General features: G+C 42.9%; 16 protein-coding genes. 11 read left to right on the top strand and 5 right to left on the bottom strand.

Annotation, left to right across the window (positions count from 1 at the left end; all coding sequences use genetic code 11):
• Nucleotides 1–18: 18 nt before the first annotated feature.
• Complete coding sequence (locus tag JI665_RS10025) at nt 19–474, bottom strand: universal stress protein (RefSeq protein WP_206839102.1); 456 nt, start codon at nt 472–474, stop codon at nt 19–21.
• Nucleotides 475–583: 109 nt separating this feature from the next.
• Between JI665_RS10025 and JI665_RS10020 the strand changes: the two genes are divergently transcribed.
• Together JI665_RS10020 and ald are read left to right on the top strand one after the other, a co-directional pair.
• Nucleotides 584–751, top strand: a complete 168-nt coding sequence (locus JI665_RS10020) for a hypothetical protein (RefSeq protein WP_206839100.1) — start codon at nt 584–586, stop codon at nt 749–751.
• Nucleotides 752–907: 156 nt separating this feature from the next.
• The gene (gene ald, locus JI665_RS10015) at nt 908–2,029 is read left to right on the top strand and encodes an alanine dehydrogenase (protein ID WP_206839098.1); all 1,122 of its coding nucleotides are present in this window, start codon (nt 908–910) and stop codon (nt 2,027–2,029) included.
• A 128-nt stretch (nt 2,030–2,157) separates the two neighbouring features.
• Here ald and JI665_RS10010 read toward each other — a convergent pair whose 3' ends face one another.
• The gene (locus JI665_RS10010) at nt 2,158–3,255 is read right to left on the bottom strand and encodes a M24 family metallopeptidase (protein ID WP_206839096.1); all 1,098 of its coding nucleotides are present in this window, start codon (nt 3,253–3,255) and stop codon (nt 2,158–2,160) included.
• 162 nt (nt 3,256–3,417) lie between these two features.
• Here JI665_RS10010 and JI665_RS10005 point away from each other — a divergent pair, with 162 nt between their 5' ends.
• From JI665_RS10005 to JI665_RS09995, 3 genes are all read left to right on the top strand, one after another.
• Nucleotides 3,418–4,098, top strand: a complete 681-nt coding sequence (locus tag JI665_RS10005) for a metal-dependent hydrolase (RefSeq protein ID WP_206839094.1) — start codon at nt 3,418–3,420, stop codon at nt 4,096–4,098.
• Nucleotides 4,099–4,363: 265 nt separating this feature from the next.
• Nucleotides 4,364–4,612, top strand: coding sequence for a hypothetical protein (locus tag JI665_RS10000; RefSeq protein ID WP_206839092.1), 249 nt, complete (start codon nt 4,364–4,366; stop codon nt 4,610–4,612).
• 84 nt (nt 4,613–4,696) lie between these two features.
• Complete coding sequence (locus JI665_RS09995) at nt 4,697–6,016, top strand: CBS domain-containing protein (RefSeq protein ID WP_206839090.1); 1,320 nt, start codon at nt 4,697–4,699, stop codon at nt 6,014–6,016.
• 73 nt (nt 6,017–6,089) lie between these two features.
• On the opposite strand, the gene JI665_RS09990 is transcribed toward JI665_RS09995, so the two are convergent.
• Nucleotides 6,090–6,395, bottom strand: a complete 306-nt coding sequence (locus JI665_RS09990) for a YtpI family protein (RefSeq protein ID WP_206839088.1) — start codon at nt 6,393–6,395, stop codon at nt 6,090–6,092.
• A 140-nt stretch (nt 6,396–6,535) separates the two neighbouring features.
• On the opposite strand from JI665_RS09990, the gene JI665_RS09985 reads away from it, so the two are divergent.
• Entirely contained in the window at nt 6,536–7,471 is a 936-nt protein-coding gene (locus tag JI665_RS09985; RefSeq protein WP_206839087.1) for a DHH family phosphoesterase, read from the top strand.
• A gap of 31 nt (nt 7,472–7,502) precedes the next feature.
• Here JI665_RS09985 and ytrI read toward each other — a convergent pair whose 3' ends face one another.
• Nucleotides 7,503–8,003: a sporulation membrane protein YtrI gene (ytrI, locus tag JI665_RS09980; protein WP_206839084.1), complete on the bottom strand. Its 501-nt coding sequence runs from the start codon at nt 8,001–8,003 to the stop codon at nt 7,503–7,505.
• The gene (locus JI665_RS09975) at nt 8,000–8,395 is read right to left on the bottom strand and encodes a YtrH family sporulation protein (RefSeq protein WP_312886159.1); all 396 of its coding nucleotides are present in this window, start codon (nt 8,393–8,395) and stop codon (nt 8,000–8,002) included. The genes ytrI and JI665_RS09975 overlap by 4 nt, the downstream gene beginning before the upstream one ends.
• Before the next feature lie 115 nt (nt 8,396–8,510).
• On the opposite strand from JI665_RS09975, the gene dnaE reads away from it, so the two are divergent.
• The 5 genes from dnaE (at nt 8,511) to accA (ending at nt 15,925) form a co-directional block, all read left to right on the top strand.
• Nucleotides 8,511–11,870 carry a DNA polymerase III subunit alpha gene (dnaE, locus tag JI665_RS09970; RefSeq protein ID WP_206839082.1) on the top strand — a complete coding sequence of 1,120 codons (3,360 nt, stop codon included), beginning with the start codon at nt 8,511–8,513 and terminating at the stop codon, nt 11,868–11,870.
• A gap of 181 nt (nt 11,871–12,051) precedes the next feature.
• Nucleotides 12,052–13,290 (top strand): NAD(P)-dependent malic enzyme, encoded by a 1,239-nt coding sequence (locus JI665_RS09965; RefSeq protein ID WP_206839080.1) that lies wholly within the window; start codon nt 12,052–12,054, stop codon nt 13,288–13,290.
• A 68-nt stretch (nt 13,291–13,358) separates the two neighbouring features.
• Nucleotides 13,359–13,922 carry a FadR/GntR family transcriptional regulator gene (locus JI665_RS09960; RefSeq protein ID WP_211202524.1) on the top strand — a complete coding sequence of 188 codons (564 nt, stop codon included), beginning with the start codon at nt 13,359–13,361 and terminating at the stop codon, nt 13,920–13,922.
• 162 nt (nt 13,923–14,084) lie between these two features.
• Nucleotides 14,085–14,963 (top strand): acetyl-CoA carboxylase, carboxyltransferase subunit beta, encoded by an 879-nt coding sequence (accD, locus tag JI665_RS09955; RefSeq protein ID WP_206839077.1) that lies wholly within the window; start codon nt 14,085–14,087, stop codon nt 14,961–14,963.
• On the top strand, nt 14,948–15,925 hold the full coding sequence (gene accA, locus JI665_RS09950) for an acetyl-CoA carboxylase carboxyl transferase subunit alpha (RefSeq protein ID WP_206839076.1): 978 nt from the start codon (nt 14,948–14,950) through the stop codon (nt 15,923–15,925). Before accD ends, accA begins: the two co-directional genes overlap by 16 nt.
• Nucleotides 15,926–16,027 lie beyond the last annotated feature (102 nt).

Raw genomic sequence — 16,027 nt, 5'->3', positions numbered from 1 at the left:
TTCTGCAGCGCCATTTTTCTATTCTTCATCTTCTTTATCCGTTCTGACAACGAGGACATCACAGCGGGCATAGCGGGTAATATGTTCAGATACACTGCCGATGATGAAACGTTCAACTGCGTTCATGCCTGTTGCACCGCAAATGATCAGGTCGACGTTGTGCTTTCTTGCAATATCTTTTGGAACCTTCACTTTTGGGGAACCATAATCGACTTCATAATTTACATTCTCTATGCCTGCATCCATTGCCGTTCTTTTGTATTTTTCCATTAATTCTGTTGCGAAACGGTCAGCTCTTTCTGCAATCGTGCGGTCATAGGCTTCAACAGTGGCAAACGTGCGGGTATCAATGATATGTGCCAATACCAGGGAAGCGTTATTGCGCTTCGCAATTTCTATTGCTTTTTTAAAAGCCCATTCTGCTTCCGTTGAACCATCTACCGCGACTAATATGTTTTTATACTTCATGCCCATTTGAATCTCCTCCTTTACCTATATTATACAGCTGTAAAATCTGAATATCTGTAACAAAAAATCGAACAATAGTAAGGCTGAAGAAAATTTATTAAAGGAGCAGATGAAAATGGAAAAGAGAGAACCGAAAGCAGGGTCTGCGTATTTTTTTGATGAGCAGGGTACAAATGAAGTTAGCGCACAAATCATGAACGCTTATAACAGCGGTGTTATTGATCAGCCGAATGCCGAGTTTGACATGGAGGCTCACGAACGGAATGAAGGCAATCTGCAATAAGAAAGCAAGCTCTCATAGGAACATGAGAGCTTTTTTAATGAGGATTTGTCAATAAAGGGTAAAGAGAAAAAAATGGGCAAAGCTGTTGTATACTTTTCCCTCAAATAGCCATATAAAGTTAATAGGTATATCACTTAAAATACGGAGGTATGCAGCATGCGTATCGGAGTTCCAAAGGAAGTAAAAAACAATGAAAACAGGGTTGCTATGACCCCTGCTGGTGTTATGAATCTCATCCAATTTGGACATGAAGTCTATATCGAAGCGGGTGCCGGGACTGGTTCCGGTTTTTCGGATAACGACTATATGAGTGCGGGTGCACATATTGTTCATACTGCAGAAGAGGCATGGTCAATGGATATGGTCATGAAGGTAAAAGAGCCGATACCGGGCGAATATGTATATTTTCGGGAAGGGTTAATTCTCTTTACATATCTGCATTTGGCTGCTGAACCTGATTTGACAAGTGCTTTAATTGATAAGAAAGTAGCGGGCATCGCATATGAAACAGTTCAGCTTCCCAACCGGACTTTGCCTCTATTGACTCCAATGAGTGAAGTGGCCGGGAGAATGGCAGCTCAAGTAGGAGCTCAATTTTTAGAAAAAATACATGGAGGAAAAGGAATCCTGCTTTCGGGGGTACCAGGGGTGCAACGGGGAAATGTTACCATTATCGGCGGCGGGGTTGCAGGAACCAATGCGGCAAAAATGGCAATAGGCCTTGGGGCTAGGGTGACTATGATCGATTTGAATCCGGATCGCCTTAGGCAGCTTGATGATATCTTTGGAAAAGAAGTAACAACATTAATCTCAAATCCTTACAATATCGCTGAAGCTGTTAAGGATTCAGACCTCGTGATTGGAGCTGTACTGATTCCGGGTGCAAAAGCTCCTAAGCTTGTCACAGAGGAAATGATCAAAACGATGAGCCCTGGTTCTGTTATCGTGGATATCGCAATCGATCAGGGAGGGATTTTTGAAACAACGGATCGAATTACTACCCATGACAATCCCACATATGAAAAACATGGCGTAGTTCATTATGCGGTAGCTAACATGCCGGGAGCAGTTCCCAGAACATCAACACTTGCACTGACCAACGTGACGGTGCCTTATGCAGTACAAATTGCGAATAAAGGCTACAAGCAGGCATGTCTGGATAATGAGGCTTTATTAAAGGGAGTTAATACATTAAATGGCTATGTGACATACAAGGCGGTAGCTGAGGCCCATAACCTTGACTATTCAGATACGGGAACACAATTGGAACAGCTATAGGAAAAGCGGTAGGCGCCAGCTTATCGGCTTATGACCTCGAGCCGATGGCACCTGGAGCCAGACACTTATTTTATAGAAAATCCGGTGCTGGGCAGCTCCGGATTTTCTGTGGAATCTTGTTCAGGTTTCTATTTAATAATCTGAAGTTCTTTCGGGAACTTGGTTAAAATTTCAACTCCGTCTGCTGTTACAGCAAGGTCATCTTCAATCCGCACTCCGGCAACACCCGGGACATAGATTCCCGGCTCGATGGTGAAGACCATTCCTTCTTCAAGCAAAAGTGAGTTTGTTTCTGTTAATGAAGGATATTCATGAACACTCACACCAAGTCCATGGCCCAATCGATGAGGAAAATAGTCGCCGTAGCCGGCTTCTGCTATCAGGTTTCTTGCTGTCAGGTCAATAGCTGCACAAGTGACCCCCGGCTTGCTCGCTTCCACAGCTGCAAGCTGAGCTTTTAAGACCGTATCATAAATTTCTTTTTGTTTATCATTGATATCACCGTAAGCCACAGTCCTGGTAATATCTGAGCAGTAGCCATTCCAGACAACTCCAAGGTCAAATAGGACTAAATCCCCTTTTTGAATCTTTGTCATTCCTGGTGTACCATGAGGGGAAGCTCCGTTAGCCCCCGTCAGGACCATGGTAGAAAAAGACATTTCGTTAACGCCTTTTTTCTTTAACGCATATTCTACGGCAGCTAGAACATCCAGTTCAGTTTTTCCTTCCTGGATCTCTGCGCATCCTGTTTCAATCGCAAAATCGGCCAGGGCACATGCTTCGCGGATGATTTCCAATTCTTTTTCATCTTTCACCATACGAAGCTGCTGCAGCTTTTCTTCTGCCGAAACGAATGAAGCCCCGCTAAATATTCCGGAGATCGCTTCATACCGCTCCACATTCATATGTTCTTTTTCAATGGCGGCTTTATTTACTTTTCCAATTCTTTTATGTATGGATGTCTGAATAAATTCCCACGGGTTCTGAATATCGCTGTAGCCAATAATTTCATGGGTCCAGCCGGCTTTTTTGGCATCTTCTTTTTCCATGGCCGGACATACGAGGAAAGGCTCTTCTTCCTGGAAAACAGCCAATCCAAGCAAACGTTCATGAGGGTCGCTTAAAAAACCGCTTAAATAAAAAACATTATCCGGCGATGTTACAAAACTGGCCTGGATATCATTTTCTTTCATCCAATGAGATAGTTTCTGCAATCTATTATTCATAGTGAACCTCCTTATATACTAATACTCTGAGAGTAGCAACTAAATAAGAAATTGTAAACTTTTTAAAGATTGCCAATTCGGGTATATATCAAAAGAAAGCAGGAATAACTTGTTTTTCGTTGAAGTAACTTACATAACTTAAAATTAGAGAGGAGCATAAAATTGAAAGTATCATTTCATGGACATGCCGTAGTGAAAATCGAATCACAGGGAAAAACCATCTTAATAGATCCCTTTATTACCGGGAATGATTTGACAGACTTAAAAGCTGAGGATCAGAAGCCGGACGTCATTATTGTCACCCATGGACATGGTGACCATCTTGGGGACACGATTGAACTGGCAAAGCGCAATGACTCTCTTGTTATTGCAAATTTTGAGCTTGCCACCTATTTGGGCTGGCAGGGTGTCAATGCTCACGGGATGTCTATCGGCGGGGGATATGACTTTGATTTTGGCAGAGTGAAGCTGACACCTGCCTTTCATGGAACAGGCCTTGAGACAGAAAATAACGAGATTATCTACCTGGGAATGCCTGCCGGTGTGCTTATTACTCTAGAAGGAAAAACGATTTACCATGCTGGGGATACAGGGCTTTTCTCTGACATGAAGTTAATCGGCGACCGTCATCCAATCGATCTGGCATTTCTGCCAATCGGAGATAACTTTACCATGGGGCCGGATGATGCAGCATACGCAGCAGAACTGCTTGGCGCCAAAAAGGTGGTTCCGATTCACTTCAACACGTTCCCGCCAATCAAGCAGGATCCGCATAAATTCATCAGCATGCTGGAGACAGGAGTCGGGCAGGTGCTGGAAGCAGGAGAATCAATCGAATTGTAATATGAAGACGCAGCTTCTGATGGAGGCTGCGTTTGTTAATGAGGAATGTATAAATCCTGAAGTTAGATAACTGTCTAGCTCCAGCGCCTACCCCCTCGAGGTCACAAGACGAGCCTCCCAAAAAGGCAAAGAACGCTTTTCTGAGAGGTTCGTCTTGTGCTTGTCGGGGGTGGGCAAGGCGCTTCCGCTTTTCTTTAGAAACCAATCATTTTCCCAGCCTGTCCGCATACATTTTAGGGAGGATAGGATAAAGGAGGAAACTAAATTGGATAAAAACCGATATTTGCTCTGTTTGCTGCTGTGCGGCTTGATGCTTTATTATGCCGCTCCAAGAATGGGTGTGTTTAATGGAGGGACTGAAGGGATCTTTGCCATCAGCTGGCTGGCCCTTGCCCTTTTTGTTATTGCAGGAAACTTGACTGCATTGCTGTTTGCCCCGAAAAAAGCGGCTGCTTCGGGGAAGCAGGTGCGAAAAATGGCAGACAGGAAGCGGGTGCGCTCCTTCGGCAGATAATTTAAGATTCCCGGAGTCAATTGTATCAAGGCCTCTTTACCCTTATAATGAAAAATAAGGAATAATTTGTAGAGGGTGAAAGTCTTGGCTACTAAGCATGAGCAAATATTACAATACATTGATGAACTGCCAATTGGAGAAAAAATTTCGGTCAGACAGATCGCCAAGGCGCTCGCTGTGAGTGAGGGGACTGCATACAGAGCGATTAAGGATGCTGAAAATAAGGGATATGTCAGTACAATAGAACGTGTTGGGACAATAAGAATCGAGCGGAAAAAGAAAGAAAATATTGAGAAGCTTACTTTTGCAGAAGTTGTTAATATCGTTGACGGCCAGGTGCTCGGAGGAAGAGCCGGCCTCCATAAAACACTGAACAAGTTTGTTATTGGAGCGATGAAGCTTGAAGCGATGATGAGATACACTGATGCCGGAAATCTGCTGATTGTCGGAAACCGGACCCAGGCACACGAACTGGCATTGAAGGCTGGGGCTGCTGTGTTAATTACTGGGGGCTTTGATACAGAAGACCATGTTAAAAAGCTTGCTGACGACCTGCAGCTTCCTGTGATCTCAAGCAGCTATGACACCTTCACAGTGGCAACTATGATCAATCGGGCTATTTATGACCAGCTGATCAAAAAGGAGATTGTACTCGTTGAAGACATCCTGACTCCGCTGCAAGAAGCGATTTTCCTGAAAACAACCGATACAATTGCGGATTGGCTAACGTACAATCGTGAAACCGGCCATAGCCGATTCCCGGTTGTCGACAGTAATCTGAAGGTGCAGGGAGTTGTCACTTCCAAGGATATTATGGGACATGAAAAGGAAACGCCTATTGAAAAAATAATGACCAAAAATCCAATGACGGTTGGCGGAAAAACGAGTGTTGCTTCTTCCTCGCATATGATGGTATGGGAAGGAATCGAATTGCTTCCTGTGGTAGATGAAGCGAATAAACTCGAAGGGATTGTTAGCCGTCAGGATGTGCTGAAGGCGCTGCAGATGATCCAAAGGCAGCCGCAGGTGGGCGAAACAATTGACGATATAGTCACCAACCAGCTTGTTATGACACGGGGAAAAACAAAAGGGGATGACGTTTATCGCTGTGAGGTTACTCCTCAGATGACAAACCACCTCGGAACAATTTCCTATGGAGTCTTTACAACCATTGTATCTGAAGCTGCAAACAGAGTGTTAAGAAACTATAAAAAAGGTGACCTCGTAGTTGAAAATATGACGGTCTACTTTATTAAACCTGTTCAGATCGACAGTATGCTTGAGATCTATCCAAAAGTATTGGAAGTAGGACGGAAGTTCGGAAAAGTAGATGTTGAAGTTTTTAACGAAGGTGTCCTTGTAGGCAAGGCGATGATGATGTGCCAGCTTATTGACAGGCATTAAGAGAGAAATGAAGAAAAAGCCGTTCGCAATTGAACGGCTTTTTTGCAGGACATTTTCGGAAGTCCGGTAAAATTTAATTCTTCCTAGCTTCCTCAGCTTCTTTTGCAGCATGAGGCATGTAATATTTATATGCTTTTATACCGCCCCAAATACTCAATCCCCCAATAAGGATAAACACAATTCCCACAATGAGAGCTGTTGTTGTGTTGTATAAAAACAGCTGATTAAGGCCAAAAATCGCGACAAATGATCCGAGCGCAATCCTGGACTTTGCTGATATCCATTGTCTTTCAGCCGGCTGTCTGCTTCTGAAGAATTTAACTTTGTAGAAAATATAGAAAGAAAAAGAGAGAATAATCAGGATAACAAAGATAGGCATCTCATAACCTCCAAATTTCGACAATCTCTTATTATTCTACCTGCATTATTAAAAAATTGCCATAAGCGTGCTGTGTTTTCTTTTTCTTTTCACGATGATATGGTAAAAATAAAGTAGTATTCAGAAAAAAGGAGCGCGCCATGAAACAGAAGATACTTGATGAAATTAAAAAATATGAAACAATCATTATTCATCGGCATGTCCGTCCTGATCCAGATGCATATGGTTCACAGGGAGGCCTTGCTGAAATCCTGAAGGCTTCATTCCCTGAAAAATCGATCTTCACTGTCGGGAAGGAAGAAGAAACACTTCATTATATGAGAAGGCTGGATGAAGTATCTGATGATACATATAATGGGGCGCTGGTCATTGTTTGTGATACAGCAAATGCGGAACGGATATGTGATCATAGATATGGAGCTGGTAATAAACTGATCAAAATTGATCATCACCCTAATATGGATCCGTATGGAGATATGATGTGGGTTGATACGGACGCAAGCTCTACCAGTGAAATGATTTATGAGTTTTATCTTTTCGGCAAAGATCAGGGCCTGAAAATGTCTGATGAAGCGGCTAGATTGTTATTTGCCGGAATAGTAGGGGACACCGGCCGTTTCCTCTATCCAAGCACGACCGAAAAGACATTTTCATATGCAGGTGAACTGATTCACTATAATTTTTCACGGCCGGAACTGTTTGATAAAATGTACGAGCTGGATGCAAATATTGTTAAATTGAAGGGCTATGTGCTGCAGAACTTTGAAATGAGAGACAGCGGGGCTGCTGTAATGATCCTGAAAAAAGAATTGCTCGAAGAATTTCAGGCAGTGCCTTCTAAAGCTTCCCTGCTTGTAAGCACTCTTGGCGATGTGAAGGGAATAAAAGCATGGGTTTTCTTTATTGAAGAAAGCGATCAAATCCGTGTGCGGTTCCGCTCGAAGGGTCCGATAATTAATGAAATTGCAAGGAAGTACAAAGGAGGAGGACATCCTCTTGCTGCCGGAGCTTCCATTTATTCATGGGAAGAGATGGAATCGGTTGTAAGAGATTTGGAGGATGTCTGCCAAAGCTGACTAAAATATAATGCCCGGCAAAAGCCGGGCATTAATCCAGCATAATATTCAATTCAATTGAGACGGTTGTATAGATGACCAGTTCTTTAATTTCCACCCGGTATCTCTTTTCATTTACCCGATGTGTTTTATTTTCTATTATTTTCTCGATCAATTCGCTGCTTTTATAAACAGTATCGATGTCTTTGGCAACCATCATGCTAATATCCTCTTTTATTTCATCTTCCAGCTGAAAAACACTGAAGGAATCCAGTTTATATTTTTCGCTGTTGACAATTTTAATGGAAATATCCTGGACAGTCAGTTTTTTCTGGTTTTCTTTATTTAGTTTTTTAAATTCCTCCTGCCAGATTTCCTTATCTTTTTCCAATTCATAAATAGCATCCTTTTGAAGCTTGATTTCTTTGCTGTATCTCTCCTGCCATTGCCCAAAAACAAATAAAAAAATAAACCAGCTGATGATGCCCCCTATGGCCATTCCTGCTAAAAAGCGCTGCCAGGATGGCAATCGGTAGTAAGGCGGTATCCTCATGCTGAAATGTTCTCCTGAGTCAGCCAGTTAATAAGCATGGCGCCTGTCTGGGCCCCTCCGAGAGCAGAAAGAATCAGCATGAATTGTTTAAATATATCCTTTGTCTGTCCGTCCATGACACCTCTTTCAAAACTGTAAACTGTATCAAAGGTTCCTCCGATTGCTGCAATGATAGCCCAAATGCGTATCATATTGGAAATCTGGAAGATTTGATTTAAAGGAGGCTTTCCTGTCAGAAAAGCAGCCATGCCTCCAATGATTGAACCTCCTATCAAAACACCGAAAGCAATAAAATAACTCTCAATTAAAGTGGAAAAAAAGGGCTGGGTATTCATATCATCCATCCTCGCTGCAGGAATGCCCCTGCCAGAATTATCTTGATACTTCATCATATGGACAAACTTAGAAAAATATGTTTTTTAGCTCCCGTTAAAAAGAGAACATATTTTCTTTTTGGAAACGGGCGTTCTATAATGAAAATACAGAGAAATTAAGGGTGTGAAAAACGTGTCATTTATTCACCTTCATGTATATAGCGCTTATAGCCTGCTGTCGAGCACTGCAAGAATAGAACAGCTTGTGTCAGGCGCCAGGGAATACAGATTTCCTGCCCTGGCTTTAACGGACCGGAATGTCATGTACGGAGCTGTTGCCTTTTATAAAGAATGTCTTAAGCAGTCCATAAAACCGATCCTGGGCCTCTGTGTGGATGTATTAAGCGAGATAACCGAAGGCGAAGCTTATCCGTTGGTTCTTTTGGCTAAAGACAGGCAGGGTTTTCAGAATCTATTAAAAATCACAAGCACAGTCCAGACTAAATCGCCTGAAGGCATCCCTGTTAAATGGCTAAAGCACTATGCAGGAGGATTGTTTGCTTTAACTCCCGGCCTTGATGGGGAAATTGAACAATATCTTGAGGCAGGTGAATTCGGCCAGGCAAAAAGAACAGCAGAACTTTTCAGCAGTCTTTTCGAGCCGAATTCATTCTTTCTCGCTATACAGGATCATGGGCTGCGTGAAGAGAAAAAAAACCATGAACTCCTGGTACAGCTTTCCGGAGAAACTGGGATTGGCCTGGCTGCTTCAAATAGTGTCTGTTATTTAAAGAAAGAAGATGCTTTTGCCCACGAGTGCCTGCTGGCCATTAAAAATGGAGAGAAGCTTCAGGATGAAGCGAGAGAGCGGCTGAAGAGTGATGAGTATTATTTAAAATCATCCGGGGAAATGGCGGAATTGTTATCCGCTTATCCGGATGCTTTGGAGAATACGATCAAGATATCAGAGCAATGCAATGTCATGCTTGAGCTGGATAAACAGAACCTTCCTAAATATCCTGCTGTAAGAGGTATGAGTGCCGATGAACTATTGGCCGAAGTCTGCTGGCAGGGTTTTGCTGACAGATATCCGCACGCAGATGATGAGCATAGGGAACGCTTGCGGTATGAGCTGAATATAATTAGAAGCATGAAGTTCAGCGATTATTTTCTAATCGTATGGGATTTTATGAAGTATTCGAGAGAAAATGGGATTTTAACCGGTCCGGGACGGGGATCTGCTGCCGGTTCAATGGTTGCTTATGTCTTATACATTACAGATGTGGATCCAATTGAGCATCAGTTATTATTTGAGCGATTCCTAAATCCTGAGAGAGTCTCCATGCCTGATATTGATATAGATTTCCCGGATCACAGAAGGGATGAGGTGATTCGGTATGTCTCCAGGAAATATGGAGAGCTCCATGTTGCCCAAATTCTTACGTTTGGAACACTTGCAGCCAAGGCTGCACTTCGGGATGTCGGCAGGGCATTTGGGCTTAATCCGAAAGAGCTGGACATGCTTTCAAGAAAAGTACCTTCCAAATTGGGCATCAGTCTCAAAGAGGCCTACATAGAATCAGAGCCTCTAAGAAGATTCACCCAGGAATCCGATTTAAATCGAAGGCTTTTTGAAACGGCTATCAAACTGGAAGGTCTGCCAAGGCATACATCCACTCATGCTGCCGGTGTTGTAATCAGCGAGCACCCGCTGGTTGAGGCCATTCCTATTCAAAAGGGACATGAAAATGTTTATCTGACCCAATACTCGATGGAGCATCTTGAAGATGTCGGCCTATTAAAAATGGATTTTCTCGGTCTTAGGAATCTGACATTAATCGAGAATATCCTAATCTCTATCCAAAGAAAAACAGGCACAAAGATTGATATAAAAAACATTCCCCTAAATGATGAGGCAGTATACAGTCTATTGGGAAAAGGAGATACTACAGGCATTTTCCAGCTTGAATCTGAGGGAATGCGAAGTGTGCTGACAAGGCTTCAGCCAACACGCTTTGAAGATATTGTGGCTGTCAATGCCCTTTACCGCCCCGGTCCAATGGAAAATATCCCGCTGTTTATTGACAGGAAGCATGGGAGGAAGCCGATAAATTATCCTCATCCTGATTTGAAGCCTATTCTTGAAAATACTTATGGTGTCATCGTGTATCAGGAACAAATTATGCAAATCGCTGCAAAATTGGCAGGATTTTCACTGGGGGAAGCCGATTTGCTTCGGAGAGCGGTCAGCAAAAAGCAAAAAGAAGTGCTGGACCGTGAACGTGTCCATTTTGTAGGGGGAGCAGTGAAGAAAGGCTATAATGAACAAGCTGCTCATGATATATATGATCTAATTGTCCGGTTTGCAAACTATGGATTTAATCGGAGCCATGCGGTTGCATACAGTTTCATAGCTTATCAGCTGGCATATTTAAAAACTCATTATCCGCTTTACTTTATGGCTTCCCTGCTGACTTCAGCCGTAGGAAATGAGGGCAGGATTGCCCAATATATCGGAGAACTTAGACAGATTGGTCTGGCGCTCAGCCCTCCATCCATTAATAAAAGCGGCTACTCATTTCTGGTAGAGAAAGATTCAATCAGATATAGTCTTGCTGCCATAAAAGGCTTAGGTGCTGCAGCTTTAAAGGATATTTTTCAGGCAAGGAAAAATAAGCGCTTTGAAGATCTGTTTGATTTTTGCATCAGGGTTTCAACAAAAGCTGTTAATCGTAAGGTCCTCGAATCTCTGGTTTATTCAGGCAGCTTTGATGAATTTGGGGAAGATAGAGCTGTTCTGCTTGCCAGCCTGGATGTGGCTGCAGAACATGCCCAGCTTGTTATGCCGGAAGACGATCAAGCTGATTTCTTTGAGGATGATGAATTTTTTCCTAAGCCTAAATATACCGAAGTAGATCCGATCCGTTCCGAGGACAAGCTGAGATTTGAAAAAGATGTGCTGGGCCTGTATTTATCAGATCATCCGGTTTCAATTTACGAATCATCTTTTCACCTGCTGGATGCCAGTCCGCTGCTTGAACTCGAAAGAAATGCAAATAAGGCAAAAACAGTTGCATATTTATCCGAAGTGAAAAAGATCCGTACGAAAAAAGGCGAGCCAATGGCATTTCTATCCTTGAGCGATCAGACGGGTGATATGGAGGCAGTTGTTTTTCCAAAGGTGTATAACCGATTTTCAATGCAATGCTCACAGGGAAGCATCGTCTATGCGGAAGGAAGGTTAGAGGAACGGGAAGGGAAGAAACAGCTGATTGTCCAGCATCTTGATGATGTGAAGGATGCAATTGAAAAAATGCAAAATAAAGATCCGGTTTTATATTTAAGGATTACTGAGGATCGGGAAACATCTGAAAATCTTCGTTTGCTTAAAGAATTATTTAAGCAAAATGAAGGCCGGGTTCAGGTGGTGTTATATTATGAAAGCTCCCGAAAAACCATTCGCCTGGGTGAAGAGGACCTGATTACACCATCAGATGATTTCCTTCATTTGCTTATGAAAGTGCTTGGGCAGAATAACGTCATTTTAAAGTAATTACGCTTTACAACAATAACAATTATGGTATATTTGTAAGAAGAAAAATAAACTGGTCTGACCACTGACGCGGAAGATAAGCCCTGCGCCATCTGATAATCAAGCAGAACGGCAGCAGATATTTCTACGTTGATTATCTTTATATATATAAATCCTATCCGGAATATGAGGAGTGAAAATTTTGACCCTACGCGAAGAAGCACTGCATATGCATAGAGTTAATAAAGGGAAATTGGAATCTAAATCAAAAGTACAGGTGCGAAATGCCAAAGACTTAAGCCTTGCTTACTCCCCTGGGGTTGCTGAGCCCTGCAAGGAGATTTATGATAAGCCGGAAACTGTCTATGAATATACGATGAAAGGTAATATGGTCGCGGTAGTTTCCGATGGAACAGCTGTGCTGGGATTAGGAAATATCGGGCCGGAAGCCGCCCTGCCTGTAATGGAAGGCAAAGCTGTCCTATTCAAAAGTTTTGCAGGAGTGGATGCATTTCCAATTTGCCTTAATACGACCGATGTTGATAAAATCGTTGAGACTGTAAAACTTCTTGAACCTACATTTGGAGGCGTAAACCTTGAAGATATTGCTGCTCCAAATTGCTTTTATGTAGAGGAGCGGTTAAAGAAGGAAACAAATATTCCTGTTTTCCATGATGACCAGCATGGCACTGCCATTGTGACTGTTGCAGGTCTTGTGAATGCCTTGAAGCTTTCGGGCAAGAAAATGAATGAAATTAAGGTTGTGGCAAACGGTGCGGGTGCGGCCGGAATTGCCATTATTAAACTTCTTTACAGCTATGGTGTTCGCGATATTATTATGTGTGACACAAAGGGTGCCATCTATGAAGGCCGCCCGCAGGGAATGAATGAGATAAAAAATGAAGTAGCGAAGTATACGAATCGTGAGAATGCGAAGGGAAGCCTAGCTGATGTTATTAAAGGCGCGGACGTATTCATCGGGGTTTCTGCGGCTGGAGCGTTAACGGCAGAGATGATTGGTGCCATGAATCAGGACCCGATTATTTTCGCTATGGCCAATCCAACTCCTGAAATTATGCCTGAAGAAGCGAAAGCGGCTGGAGCGATGGTAGTCGGAACAGGAAGATCCGACTTTCCAAATCAGGTCAATAATGTGCTGGCTTTCCCTGGAATTTTCAGAGGAGCTCTGGATGTCCGAGCAACTCATATCAATGAGAAAATGAAAGTAGCTGCTGTAGAAGCCATTGCCAATTTGGTTCATCAGGATGAGCTGAATGCGGATTATGTCATCCCTGGGCCATTCGATCCCCGTGTTGCTCCTGCAGTTGCGGCCGCTGTGGCAAAGGCAGCTATGGAAACCGGTGTTGCCCGCATTAAAGTGGATCCTGAAGAAGTAAAGGAAAAAACGAAGCAACTTGCTGTCATTGGAAAAGGTGAGTGACTCCATACGTGAATCCACCTCAAAATAACACGAAGGTTTATATCGGCATTGTTAAACAGCTTAGGTCCATGATTGAAAATGACGGACTTAAGCCTGGAGATCGATTGCCTTCTGAAAGAGAGCTGTCAGAGCGCCTGGGTGTCGGGCGCTCTTCCGTTCGGGAAGCGTTAAGAGCCCTTGAACTTCTTGGCTTAATAGAGACAAGGAGGGGCGAGGGGACTTTTATGAGGGATTTTAGAGGACATCAGCTCGTACAGCTGCTTAGCACGTTTATTCTTCAGGATAAGAAATCCATAAGAGATGTTAAAGAAACCAAGTTTTTGATCGAGCTTGATTGTTTATGGCTAATCATTCAAAAGGCTGGAGAAGAGCAGCTTCTTAGGTTCAAAAAGTGGTCTCTTGAAGCAGACTACTCAGATGATGACTTTTTCCTGGAAATCGTCACACTTGCAGATAATCATCTTTTCCTCCGCATCTGGATTATCCTTAAAGATTATTATAATTCTTTGGATCTGGAGACAATGATGGTAACCAGGGAACAATATGCAAAGCTGATTGAGACATTGATTTCCAGAAATGAATCTGAAGTTATTCGTGTATATAGGAATCTGAGAAAATTGTCGAAAGGCTAACGACAATTTTTTGCAGATTTTAAAGCTGATATCCTCTATATTTAAATAATCAGACAAGCATAAAAAGAGCCTAGGAGAGTTAGGCATTCATTTTTAAATCGGTGGTCTGACCACTATTGAAATTAATGGAAATGATTCAGCGATTATCAGGGAGGTTTCATCTTGCTTAAAGATATTTTCACTAAGACGAAGAAGAAGAAATATGCAACCATTCCATCGGAAACGGCAAAGCAGGATGTGCCGGAAGGAATCATGACAAAGTGTCCGAACTGCAAGAAGATCATGTATACAAAAGAATTGGTTAAGAACCTTAAAGTGTGTTTCCACTGTCAATACCACCACACCATGAATTCAAAAGAGCGTTTGGAAAGCTTTTTGGATGCCAATAGCTTTGAGGAAATTAACGCAAACATGATATCTGAAAATCCTCTAAATTTCCCGGATTATATTGAAAAGCTAGAAAAGGATCGGGAAAAAACAAAGATTAATGAAGCGGTAGTGACTGGGACAGGCACTGTAAATGGCCAAAAACTTGCAGTGGCCGTTATGGATTCCACTTTCAGAATGGGAAGCATGGGCTCAGTAGTCGGAGAAAAAATTACCCGTGCCATTGAAAAAGCTGATGAATTGGGAGTTCCTTTTATTATATTTACCGCTTCAGGCGGAGCAAGAATGCAGGAAGGCGTATTGAGCCTGATGCAAATGGCTAAGACAAGTGTAGCCTTAAAAAGGTTCAGTGATAATGGCGGCCTGATTATCTCCATTATGACTCATCCGACAACGGGCGGTGTGTCTGCAAGCTTTGCTTCACTGGGAGATTATAATTTGGCGGAGCCTGGTGCTTTGATTGGCTTTGCGGGACGCAGAATCATAGAACAAACAATCCGTGAAGAACTGCCGGAAGACTTCCAGACAGCAGAATTCTTATTAAAACACGGTCAATTGGATGCGGTGATTCCCAGAACAGAGTTAAAGGACAAGATATCAGCCATTCTATCGATACATCAACCAGGAGGTGACTTCCAATGGCAGGAGAATTAGAATTTGAACGCCCGGTTATGGAACTGAAAAAAAAGATTGCTGAATTAAAAGAGTTCACAAAAACAGCCGATGTAGACCTATCCTCTGAGATAGAAAAGCTGGAAGCGCGCTTGGAAAAATTAGAAACCGATATATATGAAAATATGAAACCGTGGGATCGTGTGCAGATTGCAAGACATCCCGCAAGGCCAACCACCCAGGACTATATCTCCTATCTTTTTGAGGATTTTTTCGAGTGTCATGGAGATCGTGCTTTTGGGGATGACGAAGCCATTGTTGGAGGCATTGCAAAGTTTAGGGGCCTTCCGGTTACTGTCATCGGGCACCAGCGCGGAAAAGACACAAAAGAGAATATCCGCCGAAATTTTGGAATGCCGCATCCTGAAGGTTACCGCAAAGCATTAAGGCTTATGAAGCAAGCAGATAAATTCAAAAGGCCGATAATTTGTTTCATTGATACAAAGGGTGCCTATCCCGGGAAAGCCGCAGAGGAACGCGGGCAGAGTGAGGCAATTGCCAAAAATCTGTTTGAAATGGCAAGCCTTAGGGTGCCTGTTATCTGTATCGTCATCGGTGAAGGAGGAAGCGGCGGGGCGCTGGCTCTCGGTGTGGGAAACCATATTCACATGCTTGAGAACTCCACTTATTCGGTTATCTCTCCAGAGGGAGCTGCTGCCATTCTCTGGAAGGATGCCACGCAGGCCAAAAAGGCTGCAGAATCCATGAGAATTACCGCTCCGGATTTAAAAGAATTAGGTGTTGTTGATGAGATTATCGAAGAGGTAAAGGGCGGGGCCCATAAAGATGTAAAGGTTCAGGCCGCTGAAATTGGAGAGGTCCTTTATCAATCATTGAAGGAATTGATGGATCTTTCTGAAGAACAGCTGATTGACCACCGGTACAACAAGTTTAAATCCATTGGTGAATATTCGTTTTTAAAGGAATTTATTGGGGTAAAATAAAAGCGTGCTTTCGGGCACGCTTTTATTTTTTGCACATCCGTATTGCACCCTGGTGCCGAATGGAAGCCTATCTTCGCCAGCGGGAGGCTTACATGATAATCC

It is taken from the genome of Bacillus sp. NTK034 (genome assembly GCF_017303275.1).
In the GTDB taxonomy this organism is placed as follows: Bacteria; Bacillota; Bacilli; order Bacillales; family Cytobacillaceae; genus Cytobacillus.
Note: the sequence above shows the minus strand (reverse complement) of the source record. Positions and strands in the feature narration are given on the sequence as shown.

Bases quoted from the DNA above. Each gene is read 5' to 3' on its own strand.
- ytrI (WP_206839084.1), bottom strand. From the start codon at position 8,003: ATGAGGATACCGCCTTACTACCGATTGCCATCCTGGCAGCGCTTTTTA.
- JI665_RS09990 (WP_206839088.1), bottom strand. From the start codon at position 6,395: ATGCCTATCTTTGTTATCCTGATTATTCTCTCTTTTTCTTTCTATATT.
- JI665_RS09985 (WP_206839087.1), top strand. From the start codon at position 6,536: ATGAAACAGAAGATACTTGATGAAATTAAAAAATATGAAACAATCATT.
- JI665_RS09975 (WP_312886159.1), bottom strand. From the start codon at position 8,395: ATGATGAAGTATCAAGATAATTCTGGCAGGGGCATTCCTGCAGCGAGG.
- JI665_RS10025 (WP_206839102.1), bottom strand. From the start codon at position 474: ATGGGCATGAAGTATAAAAACATATTAGTCGCGGTAGATGGTTCAACG.
- ald (WP_206839098.1), top strand. From the start codon at position 908: ATGCGTATCGGAGTTCCAAAGGAAGTAAAAAACAATGAAAACAGGGTT.
- JI665_RS10020 (WP_206839100.1), top strand. From the start codon at position 584: ATGGAAAAGAGAGAACCGAAAGCAGGGTCTGCGTATTTTTTTGATGAG.
- JI665_RS10010 (WP_206839096.1), bottom strand. From the start codon at position 3,255: ATGAATAATAGATTGCAGAAACTATCTCATTGGATGAAAGAAAATGAT.
- JI665_RS09960 (WP_211202524.1), top strand. From the start codon at position 13,359: ATGATTGAAAATGACGGACTTAAGCCTGGAGATCGATTGCCTTCTGAA.
- accA (WP_206839076.1), top strand. From the start codon at position 14,948: ATGGCAGGAGAATTAGAATTTGAACGCCCGGTTATGGAACTGAAAAAA.